Below are 16,724 nucleotides of genomic sequence, written 5' to 3' on the forward strand. Positions count from 1 at the left end.
TTTTGATCAGGAGAAAATTTCATGGCAAATAAAATTTCGGCAATTGCGTCGGGAGAGTTCCAGATAGGCGGCGACCTGACGGTCAATCGCCTGGGCTTCGGCGCGATGCGAGTTACCGGCCAGGGTATCTGGGGCGAACCGGCCGATAAGGCAGAGTCTCTTCGCACCCTCAGGCGTCTTCCCGAGCTCGGCGTAAATTTCATCGACACGGCCGACAGCTACGGCCCCAACGTCAGCGAGGATCTGATCCGTGAAGCGCTGCATCCCTATCGTGGAATCAGCGTCGCCACCAAAGGCGGCCTGACCCGTCACGGGCCTGATGAATGGCATCCCCTGGGCCGGCCCGAATACCTTCGCCAATGTGTGCTGATGAGCCTGCGTCGCCTGGGGCTGGAACGGATCGATCTCTGGCAGTTGCACCGCATCGACGCCCAGGTTCCGCGCAAGGAACAGTTCGATTGCATAGGGCAAATGCAAAAAGAGGGCCTGATTCGCCATGTCGGGCTAAGCGAGGTGCAGATCGACGATATCGAGGCCGCGGCCGCCTACTTCAAAGTGGCTACCGTGCAGAACCGCTATAACCTGGTCGATCGCGCCAGCGAAACCGTGTTGAATCATTGTGAGCAGCACGGCATAGGTTTTATTCCCTGGTACCCGCTGGCGGCGGGTGACCTGGCCAAGCCCGGCTCGTTGCTGGACCGGGTTGCCAAGACGCATGGCGTGGGACCCAGCCAGATCGCCCTGGCCTGGGTTCTCAAGCGCAGTCCGGTCGTGCTGCCTATCCCGGGCACATCGAAAGTCCGGCATCTCGAAGAGAATGTGGCGGCGGCCAGCGTTCGCCTGTCGGATGAAGAGTTTGCAGCCCTTGACCGTGAAGGGCAGGCCGAATATCGGCGCGGAACGGCCTCCTGACCTTTTCGGCATCCCCTGGACAGGCGGAAATTTTGCCGTGTGGCCGCGAGTTGCCGTTTCGCGGTATGGCCAGTCACGAGGCCAGGGCGGGTTTCCCTATTTGGCGATAGGGGCCTGCGAGCTTTTCCTCTCGTCGTGAATGACGGTGGGTTTCAGGTCTTCAAGCCGCGCCGGCTGCGCGGCGTCGATGGCCACGTTCTTGCAGGCGTATTGTTTTAGATCATCGAACATGCTCCAGCGCACGATGTCGAGTTGTGCCGGCTTGTCGAAGGTATAGCGCTTGAGCGCCTTTCCTTGCGCCTGGCCGGCCGCATAGTACGAGACGCCCAGCACCGCGATGAAGTTGTTGGTGCAATCGATGCGATACGCGGATAGCGTGGACTGGTATGACAGGTTTTTATCGTACGAGGCAGTCTGCCGTTTACTGAAGTCGGCTCGTACCCGTATGTCCACAAGGGCAGGGTCGTTTTTTTCGGCCTTGAGAGAGCCAGGGTCGGCGAAATAGGCAATACCGTCGGTATTGGATACGGGAACCCAACTGGCGGCGTGCGACATAGCGGCGCAACACAGCAGTCCGATGGACGGAAGCAGTCTATTCACCCTTGATTCCCCGGGGCGTAGTCGGCCCACGACGTGGGCGTTTCGTACAGGCGCACTTTGGCCAGTGTCAATTGCTTGCCGAACCGGCGCGCGTAATGCGGGGCAAGTATCTCGTAGGCAAGCACGGCCAGGTTCTCGACGGTGGGAATTTTGGGCACGACTACCGTCTTGTGATCGGGCAGGCCGGACAGCAAAAGTTGCATGACGGCATCCCCTTCGTAGACGATGAAGGCGTGGTCCCACACATCGACCAAGTGCTGCAGGGCGATTTGCTTGACGTCGCTGAAATCCATCAACATGCCGTTATCGCTGGCGCCAGGTACGTCCACCGGCTCTCCTTCGAGAGTGATTTCCAGCGCGTAGCGATGTCCGTGCAGGTTGCGGCACTTGCTTTTATGGTCTGGAATGCGGTGCCCCGCATCGAACTCCAGACGCTTGGTAATGGTCAGCATGTTTGTCGATGATCGCCGGTGCTCAGCGAATTCCTAGAAATTTATGGGTTTGCACGCCAAGGCTCCACTGCGGGTGGGCCATGCAATAGTCCATGGCGAGCTTGGTATTGGCGCTTTGCGCGGGGCCATCCATGGGCTGCAGATAGAAATGATCGAAATTCAGGCGAGTGAATTTTTCGGGTTCGGCGCCGGGCTGCGGGAAAACCAGCTTCAGCTCGTTCCCTTCGAAAACCTTCAGTTCGCTGCCTGCTTTGGGGCTGACGCAGATCCAGTCGAGCCCCGCGGGGCATATTTGGGTGCCATTGGTTTCCACCGCTATGGTGAAGCCCCGGGCATGCAATTCCCCGATTAGCGCGTCATCGACCTGGAGCAGGGGTTCGCCGCCGGTAAGCACGACAAAGCGGTGTGCATCCCCTGGCGGCGACCAATGGCCGGCGACTGCCTCGGCCAACGCCCGCGCATTACGGAATTTCCCGCCGCCGTCGCCGTCGGTTCCGACGAAGTCGGTATCGCAGAACTGGCAGATGGCGCGTTCACGGTCTTTTTCCCGCCCGGTCCACAGATTGCAGCCGGCAAACCGGCAGAACACGGCCGGGCGTCCCGCGTTGGCGCCTTCCCCCTGCAGCGTATAGAAAATTTCCTTGACGCTATACGTCATTGCCGGCGCTCCCCGACGCGTAGGCCCCGAAACCTTTTGCCCGCAGTTCGCAGGCCGGGCACGTGCCGCAACCATAGCCCCAGGCGTGCCGATGATTGCGATCGCCCAGATAACAAGTGTGGGTATCGTCGCAGATCAGTTCTATGAACTCTTTGCCGCCCAGTTGTTCAGCCATCAGCCAGGTCTGCGCCTTGTCGAGCCACATGAGCGGCGTTTCGATGACGAGGGGGCGGTCCATGCCCAGGCTCAGGGACACCTGCAATGATTTCAGCGTATTGTCGCGGCAGTCGGGGTAGCCGGAGTAGTCCGTTTCGCACATGCCTCCGACCAGCACGGACAGTCCCCGGCGGTAGGCGATTGCCGCGGCAAACGTGAAGAAAAGTATGTTTCTGCCGGGTACGAAGGTATTGGGCAGCCCGCTTTGTTCGAAGACGATGCTGGTTTCACTGGTGAGCGAGGTGTCGCTGATATTGCCCAGTACGTCCAGATTCACCATATGGTCGTCGCCGAGGCGCGCCGCCCAGTCGGGATGATTGGCGCGCATCTTTGAAAGCACGTTTTGCCGGCATTCGAGTTCCACGGAATGCCGCTGGCCATAGTCGAAACCCACGGTTTCGACGTGGGCATAGCGTTTCAGCGCCCACGCCAGGCAGGTGGTGGAGTCCTGGCCTCCGGAAAACAGCACGAGCGCTTTATTATGCATAAGAGTATTTGTGCGCCCTGCCGCGCTGTTCTTAGGAACGCCATTCAGAGTTTTCTTCAGGCAATCTCTATTATATGGCGTGTCGATCGGGGGCTGCCAAGCGGATGCCGTCCCGCATCATTGCTTGGAGGCTTCCTTTTTCAGCCTTTTGGCTTCTTTCTTTTCCTTGGGGGTTTTGGCGGGTTCTTTTTTCTGGGCTTTTTTACTGTCGTGGCTCTTGCTCATGATGAGTTCTCCGTGGTGAAAATCGGTGTGTCGCCGGGCCGTGCCGAAGGGCGATGGGATGATCGGCGGCGTGGACGAGTGTTTATCTTAAGGTATCTTGGATATTTAAAGAAACGCCAGGTGCATCGGCGGCAGGCGATCGTTGTTTTCAGCATCTTGCCTCATGGTGGCGGAGGGGTGACGTGTTGTTCCAAAACCATTAAATATGGCCCGGATTGAGTGTATTTGGGCCCGATTATTCCCCGCGGTCATAAAGAATTCGGCAAAAAGGTGTATGGTTAAGGGATAGTTCAGGCGGCCGTGCCCAGTATGATGAACGGTTTGCCTGCTTTTGAGTGTCTGTTAAAGGTACTTTTTCTGATAGTGAGGTGTTTATGCTTGTCAAACCCCGTACTCCAACGCCGTTCCGCCCACTGCGATCGAGTGTCCAGCAATTGATCAATGAAGAGCGCGCCAAGCAGGCTTCCGCCAAGCGGATTATTGGCATGAGCAGCGTCGGCAATGAGCGGTACGGCAGAAAACGGGATAAATGACAGCTTGTTTCGTTTGGTGTAGCGCCAGTCAAGGATGGGAATAGCGCCAGAAGCGAGGTCTTCAGCGCCCAGTGCTTAGCTCGAAGCGAAAAACAGTTCCGGCGCCGGCCTGATCGATCAGGCGGATATTGCTGTGATGCAATTGCAGAATGCGGTGCACAATAAGCAGGCCCAGGCCCCCGCGATTCTGGTCGGCGCGGTGCAGCGGCGATGAGCGTTTGAACAGGCTGTTGCGCAATTCCGGCGGTATGCCGGGACCGTTGTCGCTGATCTGCACCTGTACTGCGCCGTGAGCGTAATGCAGGCCGACCCGGACTTCGCCATGCGGTGGGCTATGGCGAATCGCGTTGTCCAGTAAATTGGTCAGTACCCGTTCGATCATGCCCAGGTCGGCGCTGATGTCGGGCAGTGAATGCGGCATCTCGGCCACCAGACGCAGTTGGCGGGCCTCGGCGGCCAGTTCGAATTTCTGGAAGATATCCTGCACCAGATCGGCCAGGGAAAAACTCTCCTTGTCGGGCTGGACCAGACCGGACTCCAGGCGTGCCAGCTCAAACAGTTCCTGGGCCAGGCGGCCTACTTTGCGGCTTTGGTCCAGCGCCACTTCCAGATAGCGGCGCCGCTCGGCACTGCTGAGCGTATCGGCCTTGACCAGCAGCGTTTCCAGATAACCATGCAGCGAGGTCAGCGGGGTGCGCAGATCGTGCGAGATATTGGCGACCATTTCACGCCGTTGCTGATCCTGGCCGGCGAGTTCCTGCCACTGGTCGCCGATGCGGCGCGCCATCTGGCCGAATGCCTGCCTGAGAATCAGGATTTCATCGCGTTCGCCTACCTGCAGCGCAGGCGCGGGAAGCAGGGTTGCCGCAATGTCGGCGCTGTCGAATTTGCGTACGGTATCGGTAAGCGTACGCAGGGGGCGAGTAATGAGCCGAAACGCAATCAGCCCCGCGAGCAGGCCCAGCAGGGCAACCAGCGCGATCGACCACAAGACGGTGCGCAGGGTCGAACTGGCGGCGATATCGGCGGCCAGGGCGTCTCGCGTTTCCCCCAGCAATACTACATAGATATAGCCATCGCTGCGGGTGCCTAGGCGCAGCGGCGCGGCGCTGAACACCTTGCTGCCGTCGAGGCTGCGCGGATCGTCTCCGAAAATCGGCAAGGGCTCCCCGGCCAGCATGCGCCTGATCGGCCCGAGATTGACTTGCCCGCGCTTCAAATGCCCCTCGGGGGCATCGTGACCCACAATGCGTCCGGTATTGTCGAGCAAATAGACTTCCACGCTGGGGTTGACGGCCATCAACTGTGCGAACAGCCCCTGGACCGCCGCGGGCCTTAGGCCTGCCTGGTCGAGGAGCTGATTGTTGCCTGCGATTTGTCCGGCCAGCCCTTTGGACAGGCGCTGTATCATTTCCTGTTCGCGCTGCGTGCTGCTCGCGATCTGAAGCCAGGCCGTCGCACCGCAACTGGCCACCAGCAGGACGGCAAAGACAGCCGAAAGGCGTTGCGACAAAGTCATGTTTTTCATGATGGATTTCCGGCCTGCGGGACAGGCGCAGCCGCAAATTTGTAGCCGCGTCCCCACACAGTCAGTATTCTTTGCGGATCGGCCGGATCGGCTTCGATCTTGATCCGCAGCCGATGGATATGGGTATTGACGGTGTGTTCGTAGCCATCGTGCAGATAACCCCAGACCTGATTGAGCAGGTCCATGCGCGAAAATACCTTGTCGGGATGGCGGGCAAAGAAATACAGCAGGTCGAATTCCCGCGGCGTCAATTCTATGGCCTGCCCGTTGACAAAGGCGGTGCGCGCCAGGGGATCGATATTCAGCCCCCCCAGGTCGAGGCTGCCCGCGTCGAGGCGCAAATTACGCGCCATGGCGTCGGTGCGCCGCAGCAGCGCCTTGACCCTGGCGACCAGTTCCAGCATGGAGAAGGGCTTGGCAAGATAATCGTCGGCCCCCAGTTCCAGGCCCAGGATCCGGTGCACTTCGCTGGAGCGCGCACTGGTAATGATAATAGGCGTGTAGCGGGCCATGGCCCGTGCGCGCTTGCAGAGCTCGAGCCCGTCTATACCGGGCAGCATCAGGTCGAGTACCAGGGCGTCCCAGTTGCCGCCTTCAAGGAGCCGCATGCCGGTCGTGCCGTCGGCGGCATGTTCGACAGCATAGCCTTCGTCACCCAGATGCAGGCACAGCAGCTCGGCAATATTGCGATCGTCTTCAACAACCAGAATGCGTTTTCGTGGGTCCATGGATGGCTCGTCTGAGGGTGCGCTGGGCCGGATTTTCCGGCGCCGGCGGGGAGGGGCGCACCCGACATGTCTATTATCCGCAATTCCCGCCTGTCCAGTTATCACAATTTATTTAACTTTACGTGAGGATTTGGCGACCGGATCGACGGAATAATGCGGGCATGCATTCATTCCGTCCGAGGTGCTCCATGTTGGTCAATCCTGCCTTTGCGCATCGCTCTGTTCCAGTACACCCGGTATGGCTGCGGCTGACCCATTGGCTCAATGCGCTGGCGGTGATCATTATGGTGACCAGCGGCTGGCGCGTCTACAACGCCTCGCCGCTGTTCGATTTTTCTTTTCCCGATGCGATAACCCTGGGGGGCTGGCTTGGCGGGGCGCTGCAATGGCACTTCGCGGGCATGTGGCTGCTGGCGGTCAATGGCGGTGTTTATCTGCTGTGCAACCTGGCCGGCGGGCGCCTGCTGCGCAAATTTTTTCCTTTGACGGTGAGATCGGTCATTGCCGATGCGCGCGCCGCGCTGCGTGGGCATCTTTCGCACGCCGATCCCAGCCGTTACAACAGCATCCAGCGCCTTGCCTACCTGGTGGTGATAGTGGATCTGGCTTTACTTGTGCTGTCGGGCCTGGTGTTGTGGAAATCGGTGCAGTTCCCGATTTTGCGGGATCTGCTGGGCGGTTACGACATGGCCCGGCGTGTCCATTTCTTCGCCATGACATTGCTAGTGGCTTTTGTTGCGCTTCATGTGCTGATGGTGGCGCTGGTGCCTCGCACCCTGATCACGATGATCCGTGGCCGATAAGGAGAATAGTGTGTCCATTCGTCGTTTTATTCCCGGCCTGGATGGCGAGGCCATCGTCAAGGAAGCTCGCCGGCTATTGAATTCCCGCATTGAACAGCCTTCCCGCCGACGGTTCTTTCAGCGTACGCTGACTCTGGGGGGTGTCGCCTTGCTGAGTGGTTGCAACTTGAGCGATGAGCCGAGCGTCGAGACTGCGCTGGAACGGATTTCCCGCTTTAACGACACAGTGCAGGGCTGGCTGTTCGATTCGGCCCGATTGGCACCCACCTATCCCGAGTCCATGATTACCCGGCCGTTTCCTTTCAATGCCTACTATGGCGAGGACGAGGTGCGGCATATCGATGAAGCATCCTACCGGCTCGAAGTCACTGGCATGGTGGCCGACAAACGTAGCTGGCAACTGGGCGAACTGCGTGCGATGGCCCAGACTGAGCAGATTACCCGCCATATTTGCGTGGAAGGCTGGAGCGCCATTGGTCGTTGGGGCGGTGTGAGGTTTTCCGATTTCCTGCGCCGTGTGGGTGCGGACACGACGGCAAGGTATGTGGGCTTCAAATGTGCCGACGACTATTACACCAGTATCGATATGCCTACGGCCCTGCACCCGCAAACCGTGCTGGCCCTGAACTATGACGGCCAGACTTTGCCGGCCAAGTACGGTTTTCCCATGAAGCTGCGTATTCCGACCAAGCTCGGCTACAAGAATCCCAAGCATATCCAGGCCATTTTCGTGACCAATACGTATCCCGGCGGTTATTGGGAAGATCAGGGCTACAACTGGTTCGGAGGCAGTTGACGAAGCTGGTATGCGTTTTATCCGTGTGAAGTTGTTTGTTCTGCATGATTTATCAACGTGGCCAAGCCACATACTCTGTTAATAAGGATCTCATCATGAAAAAAATTTCTGCTTCCATACTGGCCGTGTGCCTGGCGTTTGGTACTGCCAGCGTATTTGCCGCGGACAGCATGCACAAGGATTCCATGCAAAAATCGGGCATGAGCCACGACAGCATGGGCAAATCTTCCATGGGCAAAGACTCCATGGGCAAGAGTTCAATGGCGAAAGACACCATGGGCAAGGACAAGATGGGCAAGTCTTCCATGGGTAAAGACACCATGGGCAAGGACCGCATGGGCAAGGATTCGATGGCCAAGGACGAAATGAAAAAGTAAGCAGTGTGCCGCGGCCTGCAGGATGTCGGCCGGGTGGGCCTTGCGCCCATCGAGGCCAAGGTGCTCCGATTTCAACAGGGTTTAAAATAAAGGCCCGGGCCGTCGGTCGACTAGCCTGGCCTTTGTGTTTCCTATTCTGTTCCTGGCATGGCTAATTTCCTGATTGCAGCGCTTTACAAATTCGTTCGGCTTGCCGATTACCAGGCTTTGCAGGGGCCCCTGCTGGCGTGCTGCGAAGCAAATCAGGTCAAGGGCACTTTGCTGCTGGCCGAGGAAGGCATCAACGGCACCATAGCCGGCCCGCACGATGGCGTGGCCGCGGTGCTGGCGCATTTGCGCAGCGATCCGCGCCTGCAGGCCCTGACGCACAAGGACTCCTGGTCCGACAAAATGCCGTTTTATCGCATGAAGGTCAAGCTGAAGCGTGAGATCGTGACGATGGGCGTACCCAACGTTCATGCCGGCACGATGGCGGGCACCTACGTCAAGCCCGACGAGTGGAATCAACTGATCGACGATCCCGATGTCGTGGTGGTCGACGTGCGCAACGATTATGAAGTGTCGATCGGCTCATTTGCCGGAGCGGTCAATCCGCATACGGCAAGCTTTTCCGAGTTTCCCGAATGGGTCAAGGCGCAGTCGGCCGACGGTGGCCTGCTAAGCAGCAAATCCAGGGTGGCCATGTTTTGCACGGGCGGCATCCGCTGCGAGAAATCGACGGCCTACCTGCGTTCCCAGGGCTTTGACGAGGTTTACCATCTGGAAGGAGGCATACTCAAGTACCTGGAAACCGTGCCTCCGGAGGAAAGCCGCTGGGACGGCGAATGTTTTGTATTCGACGAACGGGTCTCGGTGCTGCATGGTTTGGCCACCGGCCATTACGAGCTGTGCCGTGCCTGCCGCCTTCCCCTTGGCCCGGCAGACAAGGCGTCCGAGTTCTTCATTGAAGGGATCAGTTGCCCGCATTGCCACGATAGGCACAGCGACGAGCAGAAGCAGCGCTTTGCGGAGCGCCAGAAGCAGGTGGAACTGGCTAAAAGCCGCCATCAGCGCCATATAGGCGTACGCATGGAACAGCGGCAGGCCGCGGATGACGCTGCCAGGCAGAAAGAGGCCTTGGCAAGGGCCGGCACCGACGATAGTGCAAAGATGAGCTGAATGCCCGGTTTGCCTCTCCCCATCCTTTATTCTTTTCGCCGCTGTCCGTATGCCATGCGGGCACGGCTGGCCATTGCGGCCAGCGGGCAGGCATGCGAACTGCGCGAGGTTGCGCTGCGCGACAAGCCGCAGGCAATGCTGGATGTTTCACCCAAGGCAACGGTGCCTGTGCTGATTACCGGCAACAGCCAGGTCCTGGAGCAGAGCCTGGATATCATGTTGTGGGCTCTTGCGCAAAATGACCCGCATGAGTGGCTCGCGCCCACGCAGCCAGGCATGGATGCCATGCTGGAGCTGATCGCCGAATGCGACGGGCCGTTCAAGCATCACCTCGATCGCTACAAGTATCCGCAGCGCCATGCCGATTCGCAGGGCAGTGGCCATCATCGCGATGAGGCTGCTCTTTGGTTAAGTCGCCTTGATGCCAGGTTGCAACGCCAGCCGTTTTTATTTGGCGCGCACGCGGCGCTGGCCGACATGGCCATTGCGCCGTTTGTCCGCCAGTTTGCGCATGTGGATCGCGAATGGTTTCAGGCCATGCCCTGGCCCGGACTCCAGGCATGGCTGCAGGCTTGGCAGGAGTCGGAACTGATGGCGCTGATCATGGAAAAGCATGCCCCCTGGGCGCCCGGCGCCGCAGGAGTGCGTTTCCCCGCCTGAGTCATTCCATGCCGGGAGTAACGGTTGAGAAGCCGGCGTCTACGTGAGTGATTTCGCCGGTAATGCCGGCGGCCAGGTCCGACAGCATGAAGGCGGCGACATTGCCCACGTCTTCAATGGTGACGTTGCGGCGCAGAGGAGCATTGGCCTCGACGAATTTGAGGATCGAGGAAAAGTCCTTGATGCCGCTGGCGGCCAGGGTTTTGATGGGGCCGGCCGAGATGGCGTTGGCGCGTATGCCCAGAGGGCCCAGTGCGCTGGCCAGATAGCGTACGCTGGCTTCGAGCGAAGCCTTGGCCAGGCCCATGGTGTTGTAGTTGGGAACGACTTTTTCGGAGCCGAGGTAGGTCAGGGTCAGGACCGAGCTATTGCGTCCTTTGAGCAGCGGCAGCGCCGCTTTGGCCAGCGCCGGAAAGCTATAGGCGGAAATATCGTGCGCGATGCGGAATCCTTCCCGCGACAAGCCATCGAGGAAGTCGCCCGCGATGGCTTCGCGCGGCGCAAAGCCGATGGAATGGACCAGGCCGTCAAGGCCGTCCCAGTGGGCTTGCAGTCCGGCCATGGCCGATTCGATTTGCGCGTCGTCGGCAACGTCGCAAGGCAGAACGATCTTGCTGCCGAATTCGGCCGCGAAGTCGACGACACGATCTTTAAACCGTTCGCCCACATAAGTGAGGGCAAGCTCGGCCCCCTGCTGATGGCAGGCGCGGGCAATGCCGTATGCAATCGACCGGTTCGAAAGCACACCCGTAACCAGGATGCGCTTGCCGCTCAAGAAACCCATGTTGTTGATCCTTCGTTATGTCTGGAAAAGTTAGCCGCGAACGTTGGTTCCGGGCACACGCAATTGCTTGCCGAGGGCCAGGGAGCTGCTTTTCAGATTATTGAGCTTGCGCAGTTCGTCGACCGAGGTGTGGTAGCGTTTGGCCAGTGAAAACAGCGTTTCACCGTGTCGGACAGTGTGCGTGCGTACATTGACCTTGTGCCGGGTGACCACGATGTCATTGCGCTTGTTGCGAGTGACGTGGACTTCGGGTTCTTCGTCGCGCGGAACCTCGATCGACGCCAGTTGAATGCTTCCGCCTCCGGCATCGGTAGTGGGTACCAGCAGGGTTTGCGCCGTGGCTTTGGCCTTTTTACCGTTCAGGCCATTGACATTGCGCAGGGCTACCAGGCTGATGCCGTGATGTTTGGCAATCGACGCATACGATTCGCCTTTTTTGGCGGTGTAGGTTTGCCACGAACTGAGGCGGCCCTTATAGGCCTGGAGGTTGGCGTTGAAAATATCCACCCGGTTGACCGGCAGCAGCAAAGTGGGGTGGTGCTCGCCCAGGATGATGGGGCGGTTGAACGAGGCATTCAGTGCCTTGAAGTCTTCGACCGACATCTCTGCCAATTTGGCGGCTACGGCGATATCCATATCGCGCGATTTCTGGACGGTGGTGAAGTAAGGGGTATTGCTGATTTCGGGGAGCGTGATGCCGTATTTCTGGGGATTGGCGATGATGTTCTTGATGGCTTGCAGCTTGGGCACGTAATTGCGCGTTTCGTCGGGCATATTGATTGAGCTGTAGTCGACGAAATCGCCATTGCTGGCGTTTTTGCTCATGGCCCGCTGCACCGAACCTTCGCCCCAGTTGTACGATGCGAGGGCCAGATACCAGTCGCCCTGCAACTGATACAAATAGCTGAGGTAGTCGAGTGCGGCGTTGGTCGAGGCTATGGGGTCGCGGCGCTCGTCGCGCCACCAAGTTTGTTGCAGATTGTAGTGCAACCCCGTGCTGGGGATGAATTGCCAGAGCCCGGATGCCTTGGCGCGCGAATAGGCGGTCGGGTCGTAGGCGCTTTCCACGAACGGCAGCAGGGCCAGTTCGGTGGGCAGGCCGCGGCGATTGATTTCCTGCACGACATAGTAAAGATATTTGCCTGCCCGCTCGCTCATGCGCTGAATGGATTCGGGATGCGCCGCGTAGTAATCCGTCCATTGCTGGGTCAGGTCGTTATTCAGATTGGGGATGGCAAAGCCGCGCCGGATTCGATCCCACATGTCCCGGGGGGGGTGGGTCAGGTCGACAGTCCGCGATGTTTCCGCGGCGGAGTAGGTTCTTTTTTGCCCGGCGTATTGATTATGCGAGGAATTAGTGGCGCAACCGGCTAAAACTGCTGCAAGGAGCAGAATGAATAGTCGTAAGCATTTCATCGGCAATTCATTTGAAGTTGTTCTTCCATTCACGCAAGCCAGTAAAAACGGCTACAGCCGAATCCAGTCGCTTGCCGGCATAGGCTTCGGCAGCGCCAGACACACTTTCTTGCTGGGTACGAAAAAAAGGGTTGGTATCAAGTTCAACGGCAATGGTCGAAGGCAGCGTTGGCAGGTTCTGGCCCCGCAGCTCTTGCACTACCTTCCAGCGTTGCTGCAAAACAGTATTGTTGGGTTCTACATGAAGCGCCCAACGTAAATTGGCTAGAGTGTACTCGTGAGCGCAGCAAACAAGTGTATCCAGCGGTAATCCCCTGAGTTTACCTAAAGAATCAACCATTTGGGCAGGTGTGCCTTCAAATAATCGCCCACAACCGGCAGAAAACAGGGTGTCGCCGCAAAAAACCAGGGGTTTACCCTGATTAAATTGGCCGAAATAAGCGATATGGCCGGCGGTATGGCCGGGAATATCCAGGACCCGAAGGCGCAGATCGAGATTTTCCAGCACGACAATGTCGTCCTGCCTGAGTGCGTGGTCGCATACCGGCAAAGTTTCGCTTGCGGGGCCGTATACTGGTGCGCCGGTCAATTGCTGCAGCGCCAGCGCTCCTCCCACATGATCGCCATGATGGTGGGTGAGTAGAATGGCATCGAGAACAAGCTCGTATTGGCCGAGCAGTTTTTCAATGGGGGCCGATTCGCCGGGGTCGACGACGACCGCATGGCCATCCTTGCTGAGCATCCATATATAGTTGTCGGACAAAGCCGGCACGGGTATGAGTTGTGTTTGTCCCGCGGCTCGATTAAAAATTGTATTTACCATGGCAACAGGAGTAGAAGTGTCTTTGGATCCATCTCCTATTGTAGAGCTTGGCGAGTGGTTGCAAACCCCATCGGGCGTATATGTCAAAGACTGGGAACAAAAACAGGTCGATGGCATAGTGGCCAATGTGTTTGGCTATCATGCCATCCAGGTCGGCTTGCCGAAATGGGATTTGCTGCGCGCCAATCGTATTCCCTACAAAGGCTATACCTGTGCCTTGCCCGATCTCGGCCCGGCGGCAAGCCAATTGTCTGTGGCCGCCGATCCGGAAAACTTGCCTTTCGACACCCAGAGCGTCGATTTGCTGGTGCTGCCCCATGTGCTCGAGTGCTCCAGCAATCCCCATCAAGTGTTGCGCGAAGCCGAGCGCGTTTTGATGCCCGAGGGGCGTGTCGTGATTTCGGGTTTCAACCCCTGGAGCCTCTGGGGTGCGCGCGAGCGCGTGCCGGGCCTGGAACCGCTGATGCCGGTGGCCACGCATCTGCAGGTTTCGCTGCCCCGCTTGAAAGATTGGTTTAAGCTTCTGTCCTTCGAAGTCGACCGGGGTCGTTTCGGCTGTTACGCTCCGCCGTGCCTGAGCGAAAAATGGCTGGGGCGATGGGCATTCATGGAATCGGCGGGTGACCGCTGGTGGCCTGTATGCGGGGCCGTGTATGTGGTGTCGGCAATCAAGAGGGTGGTGGGCTTGCGGGTTATCGGCCCGGAATGGAAAGGCAAGAAGAAACGGGTGCGGCGTGAGGCGGTGGTGACTGGCAGGCACTCCGGAGCCTGACACCGGCCGCGGGTCCGCGTTCGTTGTGCCGTTATAGTCCCGTGCCGGTATTCCGGCACGGTTTATATTGTCGGGGGCATGTTCATGCCCCGATCCTGGGTTGTAAAGACGAAGTAATGAATAGTCGCCATGTAGATATCTGGACCGACGGGGCCTGCAAGGGAAATCCGGGGCTGGGGGGCTGGGGAGCCTTGCTGCGCCAGGGGCCGCACGAGAAAACACTGTACGGCGGCGAGCCCGGCACCACGAATAACCGCATGGAGCTCATGGCGGTCATCGAGGCCCTGAAGGCGCTGAAGCGCCACTGCGAGGTGGTCGTGCACACCGATTCCCAGTATGTGCAGAAGGGCATGACGGAGTGGATCGCCAACTGGAAGCGTCGCGGCTGGCGCACCGCCGACAAAAAGCCGGTGAAAAATGCCGACTTGTGGCAGGAGCTGGACGCCCTGGTGCAGCAGCATAGCCTGAGCTGGCAGTGGGTCAAGGGCCATGCCGGTGACCCTGGCAATGAACGCGCCGACGAGCTTGCCAATCTGGGCGCCGAGCAGGCGCGCCTGGCGCAGCGCTCAGGAAAATGAGCGCTTATTGCCCAATCTTGATTCCTGTTTTTTCGACAAATGACTTCCACTTGTTCGCGTCCGTACGCACAAGGTCGGCCAGTTCTTGCGGCGAACCCCCGCCCGGTTCCGCGCCTATCTTTGCCATTTTCTCGCGCATGTCGGGACGTTTGAATCCTTTGGACAATATAGCCGCGATCTTGTTGATGCGTTCCGGCGGGGTGCCCGCCGGCGCGAACAAGGCGCTCCAGCCGGTAACGTTGTAGTTCGGCAGGCCGGATTCCGCTATGGTCGGCAAATTGGGAGATTGTGGGAAACGCTTTGAACCCGTCAAGGCCAGTGCGCGAAGACGGTCCGATCCCATCCAGGGCAGGGCGTCCGAGTAATTGGCGAATGTCAGGTCGGTTTCCCCCGACACGGCCGCGGTTACAGCCGGCGCCCCTCCACGATAGCGCACGTCGACCATGTCGATGCCCGCCATATGTTTGAATATTTCGCCGCTGTACGAGGTGAGTCCGCCCGCTCCCGAGAAATTCAGCTTTCCCGGATGGGCCTTGGCATAGGCGATCAATTCCCGGACATTGGTCACGGGCAATGACGCCTTGACCATCAGGACCATGGGATTGGTGTTGACGAGCGTAATCGGGGCGAAATCCTTTACGCCGTCGTAGTCGACCTTATAAATGAATTGGTTCAGTGTCTGTGGGGCCGCCAGCCCGAGCAGCAGCGTATATCCGTCGGGTGCGCTGCGCGCAACATAGGCCGTGCCGAGGCTTCCGCTGGCCCCTGTTTTGTTTTCTATGACTATGGACTGGCCCAGGCCTTCCTGCAGGATGGGCGCGATTAAACGCGCAACCAAATCGGCAATTCCTCCCGGGGCATAGGGGACGATGATCCTGACGGGCTTGTCCGGCCATGTGTCGGCTATCGCGGCGGACAAGAAAATAATGTTGCTGGCCGCCACCAAGGCTATTGATCGTATAAGTGCACGCAACATTTATCGTCCTTGTTGTTGGGTTGCTGAGGGAATGTTTCCCGATGCTATCAATCCCTTGTTTATAATCCAATCAGATATCAACGATAACCAATATCGGTATTTGCAATGGCCTGGCGCATGTACTGAGAAAAATGCCGCTATTGTGCCGTTTGCCGGGGCTGACATGGGAGCTTTTCTACGCAAGCCTCGACCGCTATTAAATGATTTCTAAAGGGGCGCGATTTCTTGCGAATTCTGCCGGGACGGCTTTCCATTTCGATGATAGGCGCGTCGCTGCAGCATCGGAAACTCGGAAATCAGCGCGTCCCTGAGCCATTTGTTGGCGGCGTCATGATGTGAACTGCGATGCCAATATAAATTGACTTGAAAGGTCGGAGGCGTAAAAGGAAGCTGTATTTGCTTGATGGATGGATCCGCGGAAATAAAGTCGGCCAGGGCCTGCGGCACCACCGCAATGACATTGGTCGTCGCCACGATGATGGGTACGCTCATGAAGTGGGGGGTGCGCAGTACGACATCTCTTTGCAGACTATGCTTTTGCAGGAATCGTTCGAATACTTCCTGGCTGCGGCCTGTCGTTTCGACAACCACGTGTCTTAACGCCAGAAATTGCTTCATGGTCAATTTGCTGTTCGCCAGAGGATGCCCCGCCCGGATGATTCCGGCAAATGAATGCAGGCCGATCCGTCGCTGGAAAAAGTTGCTGGTCTTGATGTCCGGAAAAAAACCGGCGGCAACATCGACTTCGCCCCCCGCCATGGCTTCTTCGAGTTCGCGCGGCGGCATGTACATGGATTGCAGGGTCAGGCCCGGCGCCATCTCTTCGATGCGGCGTATTATCAGCGGCAAATAGATTCCTTCGCCGATGTCGGAAAGCGTGATCCTGAATTCCCGCGTCGATGTCTTTGGGTCGAATTTCGGCGGCACAATGATCTCGGTTTCCATCGAGCGAATAATCGCGCGCACGGGGTCGATCAATTTACGCGAACGGCTGGTGGGCTCCATGCCCCCGGACCCCTTTATGAAAAGGGGGTCTTGCAATTGCACCCGAAGGCGGGCCAGGGCAGTGCTCAGGCCCGGTTGGCTCATGTTGAGGTAGCGCGCCGCGCTGCCCACGCTGCCCGTATCGAATATTGCAACGAAAATGCGCAGCTGCTTTAGATCGAGGTTTATATCCATTGGCCCGTGTATATCTTGATTTGAGATATTTATTATATGGGTAATCGTGTAGAGAAATTCAGG

Annotated in this window: 19 protein-coding genes; 8 read left to right on the plus strand and 11 right to left on the minus strand. The window is 58.3% G+C overall.

Annotated features, from left to right (window positions below; translation table 11 throughout):
• The first annotated feature begins 21 nt into the window (after positions 1–21).
• The gene (locus tag ACYVIS_RS06380; RefSeq protein WP_460873521.1) at positions 22–912 is read left to right on the plus strand and encodes an aldo/keto reductase; all 891 of its coding nucleotides are present in this window, start codon (positions 22–24) and stop codon (positions 910–912) included.
• A 96-nt stretch (positions 913–1,008) separates the two neighbouring features.
• Here the strand turns inward: ACYVIS_RS06380 and ACYVIS_RS06385 are convergent, their stop codons facing one another.
• The 6 genes from ACYVIS_RS06385 to ACYVIS_RS06410 form a co-directional block, all read right to left on the minus strand.
• A complete protein-coding gene (locus tag ACYVIS_RS06385) occupies positions 1,009–1,512 on the minus strand; it encodes a surface-adhesin E family protein (RefSeq protein ID WP_460873522.1) in 504 nt (167 codons plus the stop codon).
• Positions 1,509–1,964, minus strand: coding sequence for a 6-carboxytetrahydropterin synthase QueD (queD, locus tag ACYVIS_RS06390; protein ID WP_232741090.1), 456 nt, complete (start codon positions 1,962–1,964; stop codon positions 1,509–1,511). Before queD ends, ACYVIS_RS06385 begins: the two co-directional genes overlap by 4 nt.
• A 22-nt stretch (positions 1,965–1,986) precedes the next feature.
• Positions 1,987–2,622: a 7-carboxy-7-deazaguanine synthase gene (gene queE, locus ACYVIS_RS06395; RefSeq protein WP_232741089.1), complete on the minus strand. Its 636-nt coding sequence runs from the start codon at positions 2,620–2,622 to the stop codon at positions 1,987–1,989.
• The gene (gene queC / locus ACYVIS_RS06400) at positions 2,612–3,325 is read right to left on the minus strand and encodes a 7-cyano-7-deazaguanine synthase QueC (protein ID WP_460873523.1); all 714 of its coding nucleotides are present in this window, start codon (positions 3,323–3,325) and stop codon (positions 2,612–2,614) included. Before queC ends, queE begins: the two co-directional genes overlap by 11 nt.
• 819 nt (positions 3,326–4,144) lie before the next feature.
• Positions 4,145–5,611, minus strand: coding sequence for a sensor histidine kinase (locus ACYVIS_RS06405; RefSeq protein WP_460873524.1), 1,467 nt, complete (start codon positions 5,609–5,611; stop codon positions 4,145–4,147).
• Complete coding sequence (locus ACYVIS_RS06410; RefSeq protein WP_232741085.1) at positions 5,608–6,339, minus strand: response regulator transcription factor; 732 nt, start codon at positions 6,337–6,339, stop codon at positions 5,608–5,610. Before ACYVIS_RS06410 ends, ACYVIS_RS06405 begins: the two co-directional genes overlap by 4 nt.
• Before the next feature lie 188 nt (positions 6,340–6,527).
• On the opposite strand from ACYVIS_RS06410, the gene ACYVIS_RS06415 reads away from it, so the two are divergent.
• The 5 genes from ACYVIS_RS06415 (at position 6,528) to ACYVIS_RS06435 (ending at position 10,133) form a co-directional block, all read left to right on the plus strand.
• Complete coding sequence (locus ACYVIS_RS06415) at positions 6,528–7,142, plus strand: cytochrome b/b6 domain-containing protein (protein WP_232741084.1); 615 nt, start codon at positions 6,528–6,530, stop codon at positions 7,140–7,142.
• A gap of 10 nt (positions 7,143–7,152) precedes the next feature.
• Positions 7,153–7,938: a molybdopterin-dependent oxidoreductase gene (locus ACYVIS_RS06420; protein WP_460873525.1), complete on the plus strand. Its 786-nt coding sequence runs from the start codon at positions 7,153–7,155 to the stop codon at positions 7,936–7,938.
• A gap of 95 nt (positions 7,939–8,033) precedes the next feature.
• Positions 8,034–8,315 carry a pentapeptide MXKDX repeat protein gene (locus ACYVIS_RS06425; RefSeq protein ID WP_460873526.1) on the plus strand — a complete coding sequence of 94 codons (282 nt, stop codon included), beginning with the start codon at positions 8,034–8,036 and terminating at the stop codon, positions 8,313–8,315.
• Positions 8,316–8,462: 147 nt separating this feature from the next.
• Positions 8,463–9,473 (plus strand): oxygen-dependent tRNA uridine(34) hydroxylase TrhO, encoded by a 1,011-nt coding sequence (gene trhO / locus ACYVIS_RS06430; protein WP_460873527.1) that lies wholly within the window; start codon positions 8,463–8,465, stop codon positions 9,471–9,473.
• Positions 9,474–10,133: a glutathione S-transferase gene (locus ACYVIS_RS06435; RefSeq protein WP_460873528.1), complete on the plus strand. Its 660-nt coding sequence runs from the start codon at positions 9,474–9,476 to the stop codon at positions 10,131–10,133.
• A gap of 1 nt (position 10,134) precedes the next feature.
• On the opposite strand, the gene fabI is transcribed toward ACYVIS_RS06435, so the two are convergent.
• From fabI to gloB, 3 genes are read right to left on the minus strand one after another with little or no spacing between them, the layout of a single operon-like run.
• Positions 10,135–10,917 carry an enoyl-ACP reductase FabI gene (fabI, locus tag ACYVIS_RS06440; protein ID WP_232741079.1) on the minus strand — a complete coding sequence of 261 codons (783 nt, stop codon included), beginning with the start codon at positions 10,915–10,917 and terminating at the stop codon, positions 10,135–10,137.
• Positions 10,918–10,947: 30 nt separating this feature from the next.
• The gene (locus ACYVIS_RS06445) at positions 10,948–12,333 is read right to left on the minus strand and encodes a transglycosylase SLT domain-containing protein (RefSeq protein ID WP_460873529.1); all 1,386 of its coding nucleotides are present in this window, start codon (positions 12,331–12,333) and stop codon (positions 10,948–10,950) included.
• Positions 12,334–12,340: 7 nt separating this feature from the next.
• Entirely contained in the window at positions 12,341–13,156 is an 816-nt protein-coding gene (gene gloB, locus ACYVIS_RS06450; RefSeq protein WP_460873530.1) for a hydroxyacylglutathione hydrolase, read from the minus strand.
• 16 nt (positions 13,157–13,172) lie between these two features.
• Here gloB and ACYVIS_RS06455 point away from each other — a divergent pair, with 16 nt between their 5' ends.
• Entirely contained in the window at positions 13,173–13,928 is a 756-nt protein-coding gene (locus ACYVIS_RS06455) for a class I SAM-dependent methyltransferase (protein WP_232741076.1), read from the plus strand.
• A gap of 116 nt (positions 13,929–14,044) precedes the next feature.
• The gene (gene rnhA, locus ACYVIS_RS06460) at positions 14,045–14,506 is read left to right on the plus strand and encodes a ribonuclease HI (protein WP_232741075.1); all 462 of its coding nucleotides are present in this window, start codon (positions 14,045–14,047) and stop codon (positions 14,504–14,506) included.
• A gap of 4 nt (positions 14,507–14,510) precedes the next feature.
• On the opposite strand, the gene ACYVIS_RS06465 is transcribed toward rnhA, so the two are convergent.
• Together ACYVIS_RS06465 and ACYVIS_RS06470 are read right to left on the minus strand one after the other, a co-directional pair.
• Complete coding sequence (locus ACYVIS_RS06465) at positions 14,511–15,482, minus strand: Bug family tripartite tricarboxylate transporter substrate binding protein (protein WP_460873531.1); 972 nt, start codon at positions 15,480–15,482, stop codon at positions 14,511–14,513.
• Positions 15,483–15,689: 207 nt separating this feature from the next.
• Positions 15,690–16,661, minus strand: coding sequence for a LysR family transcriptional regulator (locus ACYVIS_RS06470; protein ID WP_232741073.1), 972 nt, complete (start codon positions 16,659–16,661; stop codon positions 15,690–15,692).
• Positions 16,662–16,724: the final 63 nt, after the last annotated feature.

Source organism: Paralcaligenes ginsengisoli (assembly GCF_054781135.1).

What these genes read in the sequence shown, in the direction of transcription:
- ACYVIS_RS06380 (WP_460873521.1), top strand. Translation starts at nt 22, where the DNA reads ATGGCAAATAAAATTTCGGCAATTGCGTCGGGAGAGTTCCAGATAGGC.
- queD (WP_232741090.1), bottom strand. Translation starts at nt 1,964, where the DNA reads ATGCTGACCATTACCAAGCGTCTGGAGTTCGATGCGGGGCACCGCATT.
- queE (WP_232741089.1), bottom strand. Translation starts at nt 2,622, where the DNA reads ATGACGTATAGCGTCAAGGAAATTTTCTATACGCTGCAGGGGGAAGGC.
- queC (WP_460873523.1), bottom strand. Translation starts at nt 3,325, where the DNA reads ATGCATAATAAAGCGCTCGTGCTGTTTTCCGGAGGCCAGGACTCCACC.
- ACYVIS_RS06405 (WP_460873524.1), bottom strand. Translation starts at nt 5,611, where the DNA reads ATGAAAAACATGACTTTGTCGCAACGCCTTTCGGCTGTCTTTGCCGTC.
- ACYVIS_RS06410 (WP_232741085.1), bottom strand. Translation starts at nt 6,339, where the DNA reads ATGGACCCACGAAAACGCATTCTGGTTGTTGAAGACGATCGCAATATT.
- ACYVIS_RS06415 (WP_232741084.1), top strand. Translation starts at nt 6,528, where the DNA reads ATGTTGGTCAATCCTGCCTTTGCGCATCGCTCTGTTCCAGTACACCCG.
- ACYVIS_RS06425 (WP_460873526.1), top strand. Translation starts at nt 8,034, where the DNA reads ATGAAAAAAATTTCTGCTTCCATACTGGCCGTGTGCCTGGCGTTTGGT.
- trhO (WP_460873527.1), top strand. Translation starts at nt 8,463, where the DNA reads ATGGCTAATTTCCTGATTGCAGCGCTTTACAAATTCGTTCGGCTTGCC.
- ACYVIS_RS06435 (WP_460873528.1), top strand. Translation starts at nt 9,474, where the DNA reads ATGCCCGGTTTGCCTCTCCCCATCCTTTATTCTTTTCGCCGCTGTCCG.
- fabI (WP_232741079.1), bottom strand. Translation starts at nt 10,917, where the DNA reads ATGGGTTTCTTGAGCGGCAAGCGCATCCTGGTTACGGGTGTGCTTTCG.
- ACYVIS_RS06445 (WP_460873529.1), bottom strand. Translation starts at nt 12,333, where the DNA reads ATGAAATGCTTACGACTATTCATTCTGCTCCTTGCAGCAGTTTTAGCC.
- gloB (WP_460873530.1), bottom strand. Translation starts at nt 13,156, where the DNA reads ATGGTAAATACAATTTTTAATCGAGCCGCGGGACAAACACAACTCATA.
- rnhA (WP_232741075.1), top strand. Translation starts at nt 14,045, where the DNA reads ATGAATAGTCGCCATGTAGATATCTGGACCGACGGGGCCTGCAAGGGA.
- ACYVIS_RS06465 (WP_460873531.1), bottom strand. Translation starts at nt 15,482, where the DNA reads ATGTTGCGTGCACTTATACGATCAATAGCCTTGGTGGCGGCCAGCAAC.
- ACYVIS_RS06470 (WP_232741073.1), bottom strand. Translation starts at nt 16,661, where the DNA reads ATGGATATAAACCTCGATCTAAAGCAGCTGCGCATTTTCGTTGCAATA.